This window comes from Nocardia sp. NPDC058499 (genome assembly GCF_042719915.1).
In the GTDB taxonomy this organism is placed as follows: Bacteria; Actinomycetota; Actinomycetes; order Mycobacteriales; family Mycobacteriaceae; genus Nocardia.
Genome location: NZ_JBHXMZ010000007.1, coordinates 330,420 through 345,873 on the forward strand (window position 1 = coordinate 330,420; position 15,454 = coordinate 345,873).

The following is a 15,454-nucleotide window of genomic DNA, read 5'->3' on the forward strand; positions in this document are numbered from 1 at the left end:
ATCATTGATGGCGAATCTGTCGGTATTGTGATCAGTGGTAGTCCGTAGCGAGGACATGATGGCGCATGAAGAACGTGACGATCCGACATTTGAGCGACGAAGTCCACCGCGCCATCCGCCGGCGCGCGGCAGGGAACGAACGCAGCATCGAGGCTGAAATGCGCGCAATCCTCACCGAGGCGGTAAAACCCCCCGAACGGATCAAGCTCGGCACGCTGCTCGCCGGCGTCATCAGCGAAGAGAACCGGCTCACCGACGATGAACATGCCGCCTACTTCGGTCGTGCCAAGACCCCGCACGAACCGATGGTGTCCGGCCGGTGATCATCCTGGACACCAACGTCATCAGCGAAACCACCAAGAAGGCCCCGGACGAGCGGGTCACGGCATGGCTGGACGCCCAGGCCGGCGAAACCCTGTACCTTTCGGCCGTCACCGTCGGCGAACTCCGATACGGCATCGCTACTATGCCCGCCGGCCGCCACCGCGGAATACGCCCGCCTTATGTCGGCCGCCCGCGCTGCCGGGCTCGCAATCGCCGTCGCCGACGGGATGATTGCCGCCACGGCGGCCGCCGCAGGCTTAACCGTCGCCACCCGGGACCCGTCGTCGTTCGAGGCCGCCGGAGTTCCCACCATCGACCCGTGGCAAGCGGGATGATCGCAGCCATGACTCGACACTCGCAATCTTGCCGCTTTGCATCGAGGAAGTGCGCATGATACGTGAGGTCACCGTCACGGATATACCCCGGCTGCAGGAGATCGAGGTGCAGGCCGGTGAGCCGTTCGCCGCGGTGGGGATGGATGCAGTGGCCGGGGACGAACCGCTGTCCGCGGAGGTGCTCGGTGAATTCGTGCTCGACGGCCGGGCCTGGCTGTGGGTGAGTGGAGGTGTGCCGGTGGGGTATCTGATCGTGAGCGTTGTCGACGGGAACGCTCATATCGACCAGGTGTCGGTGCTGCCCGGATACCGGGGGCAGCGGATCGGGCGGCGGCTCATCGACCGGGCGGTCCGTTGGGCCGCGCAGCGCGAGCTGCCGGCGATCACGCTGACCACGTTCACCGAGGTTGCCTGGAACGGGCCCTATTACGACCGGCTGGGATTCCGTTATCTCGATACCGCCGACGAGACGCCCGGTCTGCGTGCGGTGCGGGCCGAAGAGATCGCGCACGGACTGGATCGCTGGCCGCGCGCCTGTATGACCGCTTCCGTGCCGGAGTGGCAGTACGCCCCGGCTCATTCGGAATAGGCGGCGACCATTGCCTCGGCGGTGGCCCGGGCCGCGGCGCGGTCGTCCGCGACCAGACCGATCCGGGTGCGGCGGTCCAGCAGATCGCCGGCGTCCAGGGCGCCTTCCTGGGTGAGCGACCAGGCGAATTCCGCCGCCAGCACATCCGCTCCCGGCGCCACGGGGATAGCCAGTTCGGGGTCGGTGGCGGCCAGCGTGGCGACGGCGGGTGCTTCGGCGCCGTAGCGTTCGATCAGCAGTTGGGGTGCGAGCAGATGATCGCGGGCCGCGCCGGCGACGGCGCCGGCCAGCGGTAGATCGGTTGTCCGGCACGGTCCGGCGGTCAGGCGCGCGTGCGCTATCGCGGTGTCCAGGGCGTCCTGTGCCATTTTTCGGTAGGTGGTGAGTTTGCCGCCGACCACGGTGATCACACCGGACGGCGAAGTGAGGACCGCGTGTTCGCGCGAGATATCGGCGGTGTTGTCCCCGCCGGTGCGCAGCAGTGGGCGCAGTCCGGCGTAGGAGCCGCGGATATCGCTGTGCGTGAGCGGGATTCGCACCACAGTGTTCACGGTGTCGAGCAGGAAATCGATCTCGGCGGGGGTCGGGCGGGGTTCGTCGGGGACCGGTCCCGGTGCGTCCTCGTCGGTCAGGCCGAGATAGACCCGGCCGTGCGGTGCGGGCAGGGCGAAGACGAAGCGGCCCACGGAACCCGGGACCGGGATGGTGAGTGCGGCGGTGAGGCCGCCGAAGGCGGCGGCGTCGAACACCAGATGGGTGCCGCGGCTGGGGCGCAGTTCGATACTGGGATCGACCTCGTCGGCCCAGACTCCGGTGGCGTTGACCACCGCCCCGGCGCGGACGGTGAGGGTTTCCCCGGTCCGGGTATCGCGGAGGGTGGCTCCATCGCCGGTGACGGCTTCGGCCGCGACGCGGGTGAGTACGGTCGCGCCGCGGGCGGCCGCGGTCCGGGCCAGCGCGATCACCAGGCGGGCGTCGTCGACCAGTTGCCCGTCCCAGGCCTGCAGTCCGCCGCGTAGCCCGTCGCGGCGCACGGTCGGGGCCAGACGTAGTGCTTCGGCGCGGGTCACCCGGCGCGAGCGCGGTAGCAGCGAACCGGATGTGCGCGCGCCGGTGCGCAACAGATCGCCGGCCAGGAATCCGGTGCGGATCAGTGCGCGGGACGGCAGGCCGATATCGGGTAGCAGCGGTACCAGTTGGGGGAGCGGTCGCACCAGGTGGGGTGCGTTGCGGCGCAGCAGGATCCCGCGTTCCACCGCGCTCTCGTAGGCGATCCCGACCCGTCCGCTCGCCAGGTAGCGCAGGCCGCCGTGAACCAGTTTGGAACTCCAGCGGCTGGTGCCGTGTGCCAGATCGTGTTTCTCCACCAGCAGTGTGCGCAGGCCGCGGGCGGCCGCGTCGAGGGCTACGCCGGCACCCGTTACTCCGCCGCCGATGACCAGTAGGTCGACGGTGGGATCGTCGCCGAGGGCGGTGAGTTCGCGGACGCGCCGGCGGGCGTTGAGCGCGGCGCCGGTGGTGTCGGAAGGGTTGCTGACCATGGTTTCGTGGCACGGTCGCCTCTGGGGCGGGGCGGTGGGTCCGCGGGCCGTGCGCTACTCCTTCCTGGACGAGGAGGCCTCGGGCGCGAGGTACGCGTCGAGGGCGTGCCGGAGTTCGGTGTCCATTGCCGGTCCGTCGAGCAGTTCGGCGACCGTGGCCGCCGACTGGACCGCCGACTGCGCGATCAGCAGGACCATCGCGGCCAGCCGCGCCGGGTCGCCGCGGCGTACCGATCCGTCGGCCTGCCCCTCGCGGATACCGGTGCCGAACAGGTCGAGCAGTTCGCGTTGATTGCGGCCCAGGCGGCCGAAGACATAGGTGAGCATGAGATCGGTATCGGTGCGGAAGATCTTGCCGAACAGGGGGTTCGACCGCACCTGCGCCGCGCCGCCGACGATACCCGCGACCAGGCGCGTACGTGCGTCGCCCGATTCTGGTAAGGCCGCCGTGATGATTGCGCGCAGTTCGCGCACCAGCAGTTCGCCGATGAGCGTGCGACTGTCGGACCAGCGCCGGTAGACCGTGGGCCGGCTCACCCGTGCGCGGCGGGCGACCTCGGCGAGTGTGGTCCGGCGGACCCCGAATTCCGCGACACAGTCACGTGCGGCGTCCAGGATGAGCCGGTCCACGGAACCGGCGTCTTCGGGGACTGCACCAGGGGGCACGGGGCTGCGACCTCATCTCACTTCGTTACTGCTTGACAGAACATGTCAAACTGTAACGCATGACCACTGGGCAGGGCGACACCCCCGAAGAACCGGCCGCGACCGCCGCACGACCCGATATGGTGTGGGACGCCTGGGGAGTTCCCGCCGGGCACACGCCGTTGCCGGAGCAGATCCGCGGTCTGCTCGGCCAGGTGTTCGGCGTCTCCGGGGAACCGGCGATACGTCGTGATGAGGGCGATGTGCCGCTGCGGCCGCCGGTCCTGTCCCCGGACCGGCGCGCCGGACTCGAAGGGGTGGTGGGGGAGCAGCAGATATCCACCGAACACGTCGCCAGGCTGCGGCATGCCGGCGGAAAAAGCACTCTCGACCTGCTGCGACGGCGCGTCACCGGCCCACAGGACGCCCCCGACGCCGTGGTCTACCCGGCCGATCACGCACAGGTGGCCGATGTGCTCGCCTACTGCTCCGAACAGGGCATCGCCGTCGTACCGTTCGGCGGCGGAACCAGCGTGGTCGGCGGACTGGACCCGGTACGCGGTCGTTTCGAGACGGTGATCGCCCTGGACCTGCGCCGCCTCGACGCGCTGCTGGACTGCGACCCGGTCTCCGGTACCGCGACCTTCGGCGCCGGGGTCACCGGCCCGCGCGCCGAAGAGCTGCTCGCCGCGCACGATCTTTCCCTCGGGCATTTCCCGCAGAGTTTCGAATTCGCCAGTATCGGCGGTTTCGCCGCGACCCGTTCGTCGGGGCAGGCCTCCGCGGGATACGGCCGCTTCGACGATATGGTCCAGCGGCTGCGGGTCGCCACACCCACCGGGACAGTGGAACTCGGCCGGGCGCCGGCCTCGGCGGCAGGGCCGGATCTGCGTGAACTGTTCGTCGGATCCGAAGGGGCGCTCGGAGTGATCACCGAGGTGACCGTGCGGGTGCATCCCGTCCCCGAGACCACAGACCATATGGCCTGGTCATTCCCCGATTTCGCCGCCGGCGCCGCCGCGTTGCGCGCGGTGGTGCAGGCCGGTGCGCCCCCCACCGTGCTGCGGTTGTCGGACGAGGCGGAAACCGGCTTGAATCTGGCCCGTTCCAAGGATGTCGGCGGTGCCCCGGTTTCCGGATGCCTGGCGGTGACGACTTTCGAGGGCAGCGCGGCACATGTCGCCGCACGCAGCGCCGAGGCGGCCGAGGTGTTGCGCGCGGCCGGCGGTACAGAACTGGGGCCCGATCCGGCCCGGGCCTGGGAGCACGGCCGTTTCGCGGCGCCCTACCTGCGCGATGCCCTCCTCGATGCCGGGGTGCTGTGTGAAACCCTGGAAACCGCTACCACGTGGAACCGGCTCGGCGAACTGAAAACGCAGGTCACCAGCGCGCTTACCGAGTCGTTGTCCGCCCAGGGCACGCCCGCGCTGGTCATGTGCCATATTTCGCACACCTACCCGACCGGTGCTTCGCTGTACTTCACCGTCGTCGCGAAACTCCTCGACGATCCGATCACGCAGTGGCAGACCGCGAAACAGGCCGCCGGGGACGCCATCGCCGCCGCCGGCGCCACCATCACCCACCATCACGCCGTCGGCGCCGACCATCGCCGCTGGCTGCCGGACGAGATCGGGGAGCTCGGGGTGCGGGTGCTGCGCGCGGTGAAACGCGAAATCGACCCGGCCGGGATCCTCAACCCTGGCACACTGCTGCCATGACCGAGGCCGGCGGCCGCGGAGCCGATCTCCGCGAGGTGCGAGCGGTCGCCGTGGTGACCAACCCGTCCGCCGGTCAGGGCCGGGCCCGCGACGCGGCACGCGCGATCATGGAACAGCTGTCCGGCGACGGGATCGAGATCCTCGAGATCCACGCGCCCACGGCCGCCGAAACACGGGAACAGTTGCGGGCTACCCTCGCTGCCGGACCACCCGACGCGGTTGTCTGCGCCGGGGGTGACGGACTGGTCTCCACAATTCTCGATCCGCTTGCGCATACAACGGTCCCGCTCGCCCTGCTGCCGGCGGGCACGGGGAACGATCTCGCTCGGGAACTGGGTATCGGCGATGATCCCCGCGCCGCCGCCGACCTGGTCCGCAGGGGGCGGGTGCGCACGATCGACCTGGGCCGGCTCGAACCCAGCGGGCACGAACCGATGTGGTTCGCGACAGTGGCCTGCACCGGTTACGACGCCCGGGTCACCCTGCGTGCCAACCGGATGCGCCGGCCGCGTGGGCGGTTGCGCTACACCTTCGCCGCGGTCGCCGAGATCGCCCACGGCACCAGCGTGCCGTATCGCATCGAATTGGGCGGGGACCATCCGGATCCGGTCGTCGAGACCGAGGCGCTGCTGGTCGCGGTGGGTAACACCACCACCTACGGCGGCGGGATGCGGATCTGCCCCGATGCCGTCTGCGATGACGGGCTGCTGGATGTGACGGTCGTGGGCAAGGTGTCGCATCTGGAGATGCTGCGCATTCTGCCCGCACTGTCGGCGGGTAAACGGATCGAGCATCCCGCCGTGCGCCAGTATCGGGTCGAATCGGTGCGATTGTCGGCGCCGGATGCCCCCGCCACCGCGGACGGCGAACCCGCCGGGCACCTCCCGGTCACGCTGCGGGTCGCACCGCGCGCGCTCACCGTGTTGTGCTGAGTTCCGCCGGTTGTGGACCCGGTGCCGGCTCGTGCGGTCCCGTGAGCCGGCGAGTCAGGCAGCGAACCGGACTTCGTGCAGGTGGTCGATACCGGAGCGGTCCAGGACGACCACCGACTCCGGTTGCGGCCGTGGCCCCGTCCCGTTCTCGACCCGGTCCAGCAGGCGTCTCCAGCGCCGTACATGCCAGTTGAAGGAGGCCCGGCCCACCCGTCGCCCGCGCGCGTACTGCCCGTCCCGGGCGAGCGCGGCGGGGACATCGAGCAGCACCATATGCAGTTCGCGACCGCGTCGCGCGGCCCAGCGGGTCAGCAGATGCCGGGTGAACGCGACGGTACCGCAATCGTGGACCACCACCGGACCCGTATGGTCGCGTAAGGCGAGCCAGATCCGGCGGAAATGCACCAGATGCACCACCGGGCGCCAGAGCGGGTAGGGCAACCGGGCCAGCCGTGGCCGCCACGAGTTCCGGGCCTGGATCGAATCGAGTACCAGCGCACCGCCGGGACCCACCGGCGCGGCCTCGGCGTCGGGTTCGGAGCCGAACAGTTTGCGCAGCGCGGTGCTCTTACCCGCACCGGGGATGCCCGCGAAAATCACTGTGGCCGTGGGCGGATACCGCAACTCCCCGGTGCGGCGGCCCCGTAGGTCCACGACTCCCCGCGGGTTCACGACAAGCGAATCCGATTCGGGGAAGACGGATTCGGGGGGATACAACGGGACCGAGTCGAGCGGGGGGTTCACGTGGTCCAGGGTCCCCAGTGCGGCCGAATTCGGCAACTGTACCGGTTGCGCCGACGGCAGAGTACCGGATGGTAACGGGTCCGGCGGGTCCGGCGATATCGCCGGTGACAACTCCGCGACCCGGAACGGGTGGGTCGAGGATGCCGAAATGCCTGCAGGATTGGGAAGCTTCATGAAACGTTGCCTGGCGACCGTGTTCGTATGCGCCGCGGTGGTTCTCGGCGTCAGCGGGTGTGGCGACGACTCCGCATCGCACGACGACCACCCGACGACCTCCACTACCGCTGTGACCAGCACGGAGGCGCCGTCGAGCGTTGCCTCGACCACTCCGGTGCCGCAGAGCCCGCCACCGGCTCCCCCCGTTGCCGTCGAACCCCCGCCGGCCGCGGAACCACCGGCCGAGGAGCCGGCCCCGCAGCCTCCCGCGCCTGCGCAGGCACCCGTCCAACCCGAACCCGCTCAACCCGAGCCGACACTCACGCTCCCCGATTTCGATCCGCAGGCCGGCTACTGATCGACGGGTAAATCGTGTTCCGCAAGTTTTTCCGGTGGCGAAAAGGAATGGCGAGCGCTGTGGTGGCGGCCGCTCTCACCGCGACCACCATGTACGCGCCGGCCGTGGCGGCGCCAGCCGAAAGCACCCGCCCCGCAGGAAAATCCCTGGTGGTGCTCGGTGATTCCTTCACCGCGAACTACCCGAAGTTGTTCTCGGGGACCAAGGAATGCCTGCATGCGGCGACATCCTGGCCGACTCGACTGAGCGAGCAGATGGGTGTCGCGGGCACGCCGGAGTTCGTGGACGCCTCCTGCAGTGGTTCCACGATCTCGTCGGGGCAGGGCTGGTGGCTCGTGCACGAGGTGGCCGAGGCGGCAAAGCAGCAGGCATTCGGACCGCAGACCCAGGTCATCGCGATCCAGACCGGGATGAACGATGTCTGGTCCAAGACCAATTCGGCGTCGCTGATCACCTCGTTGCAGTCCTGCGTATTCAACTTCGTCGACGGATGCGGGCTCGAGGCCGCCGAACAGGGACGGTTCACGGAGTACCGGAACGTCACGGGGCAGCTCTACGCCAAGCGCATCCGTGAGGTGATCACCTATATGCGCTACTACGCGCCGAACGCACGGATCATGCTGGTCGGGTACCCGGAATTGTTCCCTGCGGGGCAGGAACACGTGTGCGTGAACGTGCTCGGCGCCGGGCAGGTCGTGCAGCCGCGGGGCCGCGCGGTGACCGAATACCTGGACCGCCTGGACAACGCGCAACGGGACGCCGCGGAACTGCTGGACCTCGAGTTCGTCGATATCCGCTCGGTGACCGCGGGCCACGGGCTGTGCTCGGACGAGCCGTGGCTGAACGGTTTCTTCGATCCCGCGGCCGATGTGGCCGGGATGCCGTTCCATCCCTCGGCGCACGGTGATGCGGTGACCGCGGCGGCCGTGTACGAAGCGATCCGCGGGTGAAGACGGTCCCGGCCCGGGCCGAGTCCGGATCGGAATTCCTCGATACCGCGGCCCTGCGGCCGTCGCTGCCGTCGCTGACCGGGGCACGCTGGTGGGCGGCGTTCGCCGTCTTCGTGTTGCATGCCCTGGTGTTCCTGCCGGTGTATCCGTTCCAGAAGTCGGAGCTGTTCCGGCAGATCCATCAGCTCATGCCCATGCAGCTGGGTGCCGCGGGTGTGACCTTCTTCTTCGTCCTGTCCGGGTTCATCATCTACTGGTCGTTCCGGCCGGGCAGCTCGGTGCCGCGGTTCTATTGGCGCCGGGTGCTGAAGATCTACCCGACCCACCTGGTCGCGGCCGTCGCGTTCATCCTGGTGGTGAGCGTCCCGTTGACGCGGCCGGTGGTCTGGGCGCCGAATCTTGCGCTGATCCACACCTGGGTGCCGAAGTGGACGACGGTCGGCGGACTCAATGTGCCGTCCTGGTCGCTTGCCGCGGAGATCCTGTTCTACCTGAGCTTTCCGCTCTTCCTTCCGCTGGTGCGCCGGATCAGGGGTCATCGGGTGCCGTGGGCACTGGCGGGGACACTGGTGGCGATTCTGCTGCTGCATACCGCGTACTACCTGTGGGTACCCGGCCCCAAGGGGATAGCGAATACGTTCGCGCCGCGGCTGATCCCGGGTGAGGATTCGCCGTATTTCGAACTTCATGCCGCGCCCATCTGGTTCGAACAGTCGGATATCCCGGTGGCCTTGTCCTATTGGCTCAGCTACAACTTCCCGCTCTCGCGGCTGCCGGAGTTCTTCCTCGGGGTACTCGCGGCACGGCTGGTGCTGGAAGGCCGCTGGCGCAACACCCGGCTCGCATGGCCGGTGATCGCGCTGTTGATCGCCTACGCGGCGACCTGGGTGGTGCCACCGAACTACAAGATGTCGGCGCTGCTGCTCGCCCCGATGACGGCCCTGGTGGCCACGCTGGCCGCGCGTGACCTGGCGGGCATCCGGGGGTTCAGCGCCTCGCCGCGGATGGTCTGGCTGGGCAATATCTCCTTCGCCTTCTATCTGATCCAGTTCCCGGTGATGGCGTTGATCACCCGCTTCCTCATCGGCGGAAAACAGTTCGGCCTGCTGGGCTGGCTCGGGTTCGCCGCACTGAGTCTGGTCCTGTCCACGGTGGCGGGCGCGGCCATCTATCACTGGATCGACGACCCCCTGATGCGCCGATTCTCGGGTCGCCGCAGCAGGGCCCGGGAGAAACCGGCGTCGAGCACGGGTTTGTGACCGACCTGAAAATTCCGGTGCTCAAGCTGAGAATTGGTTGTGGATTCGCGGGACGGCCGTCGAACGGCGGTAGGCTGATCGATGTAGGCGGAGTCTTCGGTGTCCCTCATCCACCGAAGGCTCCGCCTCGGCCTTTTCCTACGGCTGCCCGCCGCTATCCGGGCGCACCAGCATCCGGTGCCGTCGGCGTCACTCACCACCCCCCGATCCCGCTGGCATCAATCAGTGGGTGGGGCCCGCCCGGTTCTGGAGCGACGGAGCGGGGGAGCGAAGCGGAGGAGCGGAGGAGTGAAGAACCGGGCCCAAAAGGGCCCCACCCTCGAGACGCGGAGCGTCTCCAAAATTACAGCCCGCCCCTTCACGGATGGTCTACTCGCCCCTCACGGCCAACCGTCATCCCACCCGCGCCACCGAATGCGGTGCCATGACACCGCACCCGCCATGCCGGACGCCCCGCCGATGACACTAGAATCGGCGCGTGACCAGCGCAGCCCCTGACAACACGCGTAATCGTGCCGATGCCCTCCCCAAGAGCTGGAATCCCGGCGAGGTGGAGGCCGACCTGTACGAACGCTGGGTAGCCGCCGGTTACTTCACCGCCGACCCGCAGAGTTCCGCGCCCGGGTATTCGATCGTGCTGCCGCCCCCGAACGTCACCGGCACCCTGCATATGGGTCATGCCCTGGACCACACCCTCATGGATACCCTCGCCCGCCGGAAGCGGATGCAGGGGTACGAGGTGCTGTGGTTGCCGGGGATGGATCATGCCGGTATCGCGACCCAGTCGGTGGTCGAGAAGCAGCTCGCGGTCGACGGTAAGACCAAAGAGGATTTCGGGCGTGATCTGTTCGTGCAGAAGGTCTGGGATTGGAAGCGCGAATCCGGTGGCGCGATCCAGGGACAGATGCGGGCCCTGGGCGACGGCGTCGACTGGTCGCGTGACCGGTTCACCATGGACGAGGGCCTGTCGCGGGCCGTGCAGACCATTTTCAAACGGCTCTACGAGGCCGGCCTGATCTATCGGGCCGAACGGCTGGTGAACTGGTCGCCGGAATTGCGTACCGCTATCTCCGATATCGAGGTCAAATACGACGAGGTCGCCGGGGAACTGGTGTCGCTGCGCTACGGGTCGCTCGACGATGCCGAACCGCATGTCGTCGTCGCCACCACCCGGGTCGAGACGATGCTCGGTGATACGGCGGTCGCGGTGCACCCCGACGATCCGCGGTACAAGGACCTGATCGGCACCACCCTCGAACACCCCATCACCGGGCGGCAGATTCCAATCGTCGCCGACTCCTATGTCGATCCGGAGTTCGGCTCCGGCGCGGTGAAGATCACCCCCGCGCACGACCCGAACGACTTCGAAATGGGCCTTCGGCACAACCTGCCCATGCCCACGATCATGGACGAACGCGGCCGGATCGCCGGTACCGGAACCGAATTCGACGGTATGGACCGTTTCGAAGCCCGGGTGAAGGTGCGCGAACGGCTGGCCTCCGAGGGGCGGGTCGTCGCCGAGAAACGCCCCTACCTGCACAGTGTCGGTCATTCCGAGCGCAGCGGCGAACCGATCGAACCGCGACTGTCCATGCAGTGGTGGGTGAAGGTCGAATCGCTGGCCGAGGCCGCCGGTGCTGCCGTGCGCAACGGGGATACCGTGATCCACCCGGCCAGTCAGGAACCGCGCTGGTTCGACTGGGTCGACGATATGCACGACTGGTGCATCTCGCGCCAGCTGTGGTGGGGGCATCGAATCCCCATCTGGTACGGCCCCGAGGGTGAGGTCGTCTGTGTCGGCCCCGACGAAGACGCTCCCGAGGGCTGGGTGCAGGACCCCGATGTCCTCGACACCTGGTTCTCCTCCGGTCTGTGGCCCTTCTCCACCATGGGCTGGCCGGACGCGACCCCGGAACTGGGCAAGTTCTATCCGACGAGCGTGCTCGTCACCGGCTACGACATCCTGTTCTTCTGGGTCGCCCGGATGATGATGTTCGGCACCTTCGTGGCCGGCGATACCGCGATCACCGCCGGCAAGGGTCCCGACTACCAGGTGCCGTTCAAGGATGTGTTCCTGCACGGCCTGATCCGCGACCAGTACGGCAAGAAGATGTCGAAATCGCGCGGTAACGGTATCGACCCGCTGGACTGGATCCGCGACTACGGCGCCGATGCCCTGCGGTTCACCCTGGCCCGCGGCGCCCAGCCGGGCGGCGATCTGTCGGTCGGCGAACCGCATGCGCTGGCCTCGCGCAGTTTCGTCACCAAACTCTTCAACGCCACCAAGTTCGCGCTGATGAACGGCGCCCGCAGCGTTGACATGATCGGCGCTCGCGCCGGCGACCTCCCGGCCCGCGATACGCTCACCGATGCCGACCGCTGGATCATCGACCGGCTCGACACAGTGCTGATCGAGGTCGACGCCGCGTTCGACGCCTACGAATTCGGTAAGGCCTGCGAGGCGCTCTACCACTTCGCCTGGGACGAACTCTGCGACTGGTACCTGGAACTGTCCAAGGTCCAGTTCACCGAGAGCGAGGCCCGCGCCGAATCCACCCGCGTGGTGCTCGGCACCGTCCTGGATTCGGTGCTGCGGCTACTGCATCCGGTGATCCCCTTCGTCACCGAAACGCTGTGGCAGGCGCTGACCGGCGCCGAATCGGTGGTGATCGCGCAATGGCCGCGGCCGACGGGAGTCCCCACCGATACCGGGTCCGCGCAGCGGATCGCCGATCTACAGCGGCTGGTCACCGAGATCCGCCGGTTCCGCAGCGATCAGGGGCTGAACGACAAACAGAAGGTTGCCGCGCGGGTGCTGGGCCTGGACACCGCCGGGCTTACCCATCTGCATCCCGAGGTCGCGAACCTGGGCCGGCTCACCGAACCGGGCGCCGACTTCGCCGCCACCGCGTCGGTGGAGGTGCGGCTGAGCACCACCACGGTCACCGTCGAGGTGGACACCTCCGGCAGTGTGGACCTGGTCGCCGAGCGGCGCCGCCTGGAGAAAGATCTGGCCGCCGCGCAGAAGGAACTCGCCGGCACCGAGGCCAAACTCGGCAACGACGCTTTCCTGGCCAAGGCGCCCGAGCAGGTGGTGGGCAAGATCCGGTCGCGTCGCGATATCGCGGCGGCCGAGGTCGACCGTATCGGGGCCCGGCTGTCCGAGCTGAGCGGCAAGTGAACGAACACGAACCGAACCCGGAACCCGAACCGCAGCACGGCGGCGCCCAGCTCGGTACCGGACCGTCGCCGGTGGAACTCGCGGAGATGGCGCTGGTCGAGGCCGAACTCGACCGGCGCTGGCCGGAAACCAAGATCGAGCCATCGCTCACCCGGATCTCGGCGCTGATGGATGTGCTGGGTTCGCCCCAGCGCGGCTACCCGTCGATCCATATCGCCGGCACCAACGGCAAAACATCGGTCACCCGGATGATCGATTCGCTGCTCACCGCACTGCACCGGCGCACCGGCCGGCTCACCAGCCCGCATCTGCAGCTGGCCACCGAGCGAATCGGCGTCGACAACCGGCCGATATCCCCCGCGCACTACGTGGAGCTGTATCGCGAACTGCAGCCCTATATCGAGATGATCGATGCTCAGTCGGCCGCCGCGGGCGGCCCGCCGATGAGCAAATTCGAGGTGCTCACCGCCATGGCCTACGCGGCGTTCGCCGAGGCACCGGTCGATGTGGCAGTGGTGGAAACCGGGATGGGCGGCACCTGGGACGCCACCAATGTGATCGACGGACAGATCGCGGTCATCACCCCCATCGGTCTCGACCACACCGACTATCTGGGCCCCGATCTGACCTCCATCGCCAAGGAGAAGGCCGGGATCATCAAACCTGCCCCCGAATCCCTGGTACCCGTCGACAATGTCGCGATCATCGCCGAGCAGGATCCCGAAGCCATGGATGTACTGTTGCGCCGCGCCGTCGAGGTGGATGCGGCGGTCGCCCGGGCCGGTGCCGAATTCCAGGTATTGAGCCGCCGGATCGCCATCGGCGGTCAGCAACTCGAACTCCAAGGGCTCGGTGGCGTATACGACGAGATCTTCCTGCCGCTGCACGGCGAACACCAAGCCCATAACGCCGCCCTCGCGCTGGCCGCGGTGGAGGCGTTCTTCGGGGCGGGAGCGCAGCGCCAGCTCGATATCGAAGCGATCCGCGCGGGCTTCGCCCAGGTCACCAGCCCCGGCCGGCTGGAACGGATGCGCAACGCCCCCACCCTGTTCATCGACGCCGCGCACAACCCGGCCGGCGCGGCCGCATTAGCAGCCACACTCACCGCGGAATTCGATTTCCGCAAACTCGTCGGAGTCGTGGCGGTACTGGGCGATAAGGACGCGGCCGGGATCCTCGCCGCGCTCGAACCAGTTTTCGAGGAGATAGTCGTCACGACCAACGGGTCGCCCCGCGCCCTACCGGTCGATCGGCTGGCCGACCTGGCCGTGCAGCGCTTCGGTGACGAGCGCGTGGTCACCGCACTGAGCCTGCCCGATGCGCTGGAAACCGCTGTCGCCCTCGCCGAGGAAGTCGGCGAGGGCGGGGAGATGGTGTCCGGCGCGGGCGTAGTGGTCACGGGTTCGGTCGTCACCGCCGGCGCCGCCCGTGCGCTGTTCGGCAAGGAACCGGCGTGAGGGAAGGCCGCGCTGCCGGAGGTGGTGCCGATCAGCATCCTCGACGCTGCGCCAACGATAAGGACGCATGATGAGTGAGAGCGAATCCCAGGGGTCCGAGCCGGTTCCTGCCCCGCCCGATCCCTGGAAGGGGCTGCGCGGGGTGATGGCGGGGGCACTGGTGCTCGAGGCGATCACGGTCCTGCTGGCCCTGCCGGTGGTCGCTGATATCGCCGGCGGTATCACCTGGGTCTCGGGGACCTATCTGGTGGTGCTCGCCCTGATCATGATTGCCGGGGCGGGGCTGCAGCGGCGGTCCTGGGCCATACCGTTCAATCTGGGGCTGCAGGTGCTGGTGCTGATCGGTGGCGTCTTCCATATCTCCATCGCGGTCATCGGCATCGTTTTCCTCATTGTGTGGGGGTTCATCCTGGTGCTGCGGTCCGATGTCAAACGCCGGATGGAGGCGGGGACGCTGCCCAGTCAACGGATGGGTCCGAGCTCCTGACGAGCCCGCGCCGTCCGCTCCGGCGACCACCGTGGGGCTGCTTGCGGCCGAGTGCGGACTGCGGTTGAGGTGGGCTCGACCGCGCCCATTAGGCTGGCCGCGTGACAGAGCAGACATTGATTCTGATCAAACCGGACGGCGTGGCGCGCGGTTGTGTCGGCGAGGTGCTGAACCGGGTCGAGCGCAAGGGCCTGAAGATCGCCGCCCTCGAGCTCAAGCAGGTGAGCGAGGAACTGGCCGGTGAACACTACGCCGAGCACGCCGATAAACCGTTCTTCGGTTCGCTGATCCAATTCATCACCTCGGGCCCGGTGGTCGCGGCCGTTCTGGAGGGTCCGCGTGCCATCGCCGCCTTCCGGCAGCTGGCCGGCGGCACCGATCCGGTGGAGAAAGCCGCCCCCGGCAGTATCCGCGGCGATCTGGGCCTGGAGACCCAGTCGAACCTGGTCCACGGATCGGACTCGCCCGAGTCCGCCAAACGCGAGATCTCCCTCTGGTTCCCCGAATTCCCGCTCTGAACACTGCCCGGTAACGGGCTTACCGGATCCGTGCGAGTGCCTCGCGCAGCGCCATGGCGAACACCTGGCGCACGGTGTGGGATACTGGTACTTGGTTGCGCCCGACACAGGGTGCGACCGGATGACACACTGCGGAACGATGCCGCCATCGCTGCCGCGGACGTAGAAGCCGGAGATCTCGGCTGCGTCTGCCCGGCGCGCTGGACGAGTGCTCGGACCGCGGCGTTCAGCCAGATGCCAGGCGCCGCGTGGCCAGTTAG

15 protein-coding genes are annotated in these 15,454 nt (G+C 68.2%); 12 read left to right on the forward strand and 3 right to left on the reverse strand.

Annotated elements, in window-relative coordinates:
- Positions 1-65: 65 nt before the first annotated feature.
- From ACFWPH_RS22790 to ACFWPH_RS22800, 3 genes are read left to right on the forward strand one after another with little or no spacing between them, the layout of a single operon-like run.
- Entirely contained in the window at positions 66-323 is a 258-nt protein-coding gene (locus ACFWPH_RS22790) for a plasmid stabilization protein (RefSeq protein WP_378754100.1), read from the forward strand.
- Positions 320-718, forward strand: coding sequence for a PIN domain-containing protein (locus ACFWPH_RS22795; protein WP_378754102.1), 399 nt, complete (start codon positions 320-322; stop codon positions 716-718). The genes ACFWPH_RS22790 and ACFWPH_RS22795 overlap by 4 nt, the downstream gene beginning before the upstream one ends.
- Entirely contained in the window at positions 715-1,248 is a 534-nt protein-coding gene (locus tag ACFWPH_RS22800) for a GNAT family N-acetyltransferase (RefSeq protein WP_378754104.1), read from the forward strand. Before ACFWPH_RS22795 ends, ACFWPH_RS22800 begins: the two co-directional genes overlap by 4 nt.
- Here the strand turns inward: ACFWPH_RS22800 and ACFWPH_RS22805 are convergent.
- The gene (locus tag ACFWPH_RS22805) at positions 1,236-2,789 is read right to left on the reverse strand and encodes a glycerol-3-phosphate dehydrogenase/oxidase (RefSeq protein ID WP_378754106.1); all 1,554 of its coding nucleotides are present in this window, start codon (positions 2,787-2,789) and stop codon (positions 1,236-1,238) included. The genes ACFWPH_RS22800 and ACFWPH_RS22805 overlap by 13 nt on opposite strands.
- 54 nt (positions 2,790-2,843) lie before the next feature.
- Positions 2,844-3,455 carry a TetR/AcrR family transcriptional regulator gene (locus ACFWPH_RS22810; RefSeq protein ID WP_378754108.1) on the reverse strand — a complete coding sequence of 204 codons (612 nt, stop codon included), beginning with the start codon at positions 3,453-3,455 and terminating at the stop codon, positions 2,844-2,846.
- A gap of 119 nt (positions 3,456-3,574) precedes the next feature.
- Here ACFWPH_RS22810 and ACFWPH_RS22815 point away from each other — a divergent pair, with 119 nt between their 5' ends.
- Together ACFWPH_RS22815 and ACFWPH_RS22820 are read left to right on the forward strand one after the other, a co-directional pair.
- A complete protein-coding gene (locus ACFWPH_RS22815) occupies positions 3,575-5,152 on the forward strand; it encodes an FAD-binding oxidoreductase (protein WP_378754252.1) in 1,578 nt (525 codons plus the stop codon).
- On the forward strand, positions 5,149-6,084 hold the full coding sequence (locus ACFWPH_RS22820; protein WP_378754110.1) for a diacylglycerol/lipid kinase family protein: 936 nt from the start codon (positions 5,149-5,151) through the stop codon (positions 6,082-6,084). The genes ACFWPH_RS22815 and ACFWPH_RS22820 overlap by 4 nt, the downstream gene beginning before the upstream one ends.
- Positions 6,085-6,138: 54 nt before the next feature.
- Here the strand turns inward: ACFWPH_RS22820 and ACFWPH_RS22825 are convergent, their stop codons facing one another.
- Positions 6,139-6,828, reverse strand: coding sequence for an AAA family ATPase (locus ACFWPH_RS22825; RefSeq protein WP_378754112.1), 690 nt, complete (start codon positions 6,826-6,828; stop codon positions 6,139-6,141).
- Positions 6,829-7,114: 286 nt separating this feature from the next.
- Here ACFWPH_RS22825 and ACFWPH_RS22830 point away from each other — a divergent pair, with 286 nt between their 5' ends.
- The 7 genes from ACFWPH_RS22830 (at position 7,115) to ndk (ending at position 15,194) form a co-directional block, all read left to right on the forward strand.
- A complete protein-coding gene (locus tag ACFWPH_RS22830; protein WP_378754113.1) occupies positions 7,115-7,342 on the forward strand; it encodes a hypothetical protein in 228 nt (75 codons plus the stop codon).
- A 47-nt stretch (positions 7,343-7,389) separates the two neighbouring features.
- Complete coding sequence (locus ACFWPH_RS22835; protein ID WP_378754115.1) at positions 7,390-8,292, forward strand: SGNH/GDSL hydrolase family protein; 903 nt, start codon at positions 7,390-7,392, stop codon at positions 8,290-8,292.
- Complete coding sequence (locus tag ACFWPH_RS22840) at positions 8,289-9,551, forward strand: acyltransferase family protein (RefSeq protein ID WP_378754117.1); 1,263 nt, start codon at positions 8,289-8,291, stop codon at positions 9,549-9,551. Before ACFWPH_RS22835 ends, ACFWPH_RS22840 begins: the two co-directional genes overlap by 4 nt.
- A gap of 478 nt (positions 9,552-10,029) precedes the next feature.
- A complete protein-coding gene (locus ACFWPH_RS22845) occupies positions 10,030-12,732 on the forward strand; it encodes a valine--tRNA ligase (RefSeq protein ID WP_378754119.1) in 2,703 nt (900 codons plus the stop codon).
- An 86-nt stretch (positions 12,733-12,818) separates the two neighbouring features.
- Entirely contained in the window at positions 12,819-14,189 is a 1,371-nt protein-coding gene (locus tag ACFWPH_RS22850) for a bifunctional folylpolyglutamate synthase/dihydrofolate synthase (protein WP_378754253.1), read from the forward strand.
- Between the two features lie 70 nt (positions 14,190-14,259).
- A complete protein-coding gene (locus tag ACFWPH_RS22855) occupies positions 14,260-14,676 on the forward strand; it encodes a DUF4233 domain-containing protein (RefSeq protein ID WP_378754121.1) in 417 nt (138 codons plus the stop codon).
- Positions 14,677-14,777: 101 nt separating this feature from the next.
- On the forward strand, positions 14,778-15,194 hold the full coding sequence (gene ndk / locus ACFWPH_RS22860; protein ID WP_062976799.1) for a nucleoside-diphosphate kinase: 417 nt from the start codon (positions 14,778-14,780) through the stop codon (positions 15,192-15,194).
- The last annotated feature ends 260 nt before the right edge of the window (positions 15,195-15,454 follow it).

Coding starts and splice junctions, on each gene's coding strand:
- ACFWPH_RS22800 (WP_378754104.1), top strand. CDS start 715: ATGATACGTGAGGTCACCGTCACGGATATACCCCGGCTGCAGGAGATC.
- ACFWPH_RS22835 (WP_378754115.1), top strand. CDS start 7,390: ATGGCGAGCGCTGTGGTGGCGGCCGCTCTCACCGCGACCACCATGTAC.
- ACFWPH_RS22805 (WP_378754106.1), bottom strand. CDS start 2,789: ATGGTCAGCAACCCTTCCGACACCACCGGCGCCGCGCTCAACGCCCGC.
- ACFWPH_RS22790 (WP_378754100.1), top strand. CDS start 66: ATGAAGAACGTGACGATCCGACATTTGAGCGACGAAGTCCACCGCGCC.
- ACFWPH_RS22850 (WP_378754253.1), top strand. CDS start 12,819: ATGGCGCTGGTCGAGGCCGAACTCGACCGGCGCTGGCCGGAAACCAAG.
- ACFWPH_RS22855 (WP_378754121.1), top strand. CDS start 14,260: ATGAGTGAGAGCGAATCCCAGGGGTCCGAGCCGGTTCCTGCCCCGCCC.
- ACFWPH_RS22820 (WP_378754110.1), top strand. CDS start 5,149: ATGACCGAGGCCGGCGGCCGCGGAGCCGATCTCCGCGAGGTGCGAGCG.
- ACFWPH_RS22815 (WP_378754252.1), top strand. CDS start 3,575: ATGGTGTGGGACGCCTGGGGAGTTCCCGCCGGGCACACGCCGTTGCCG.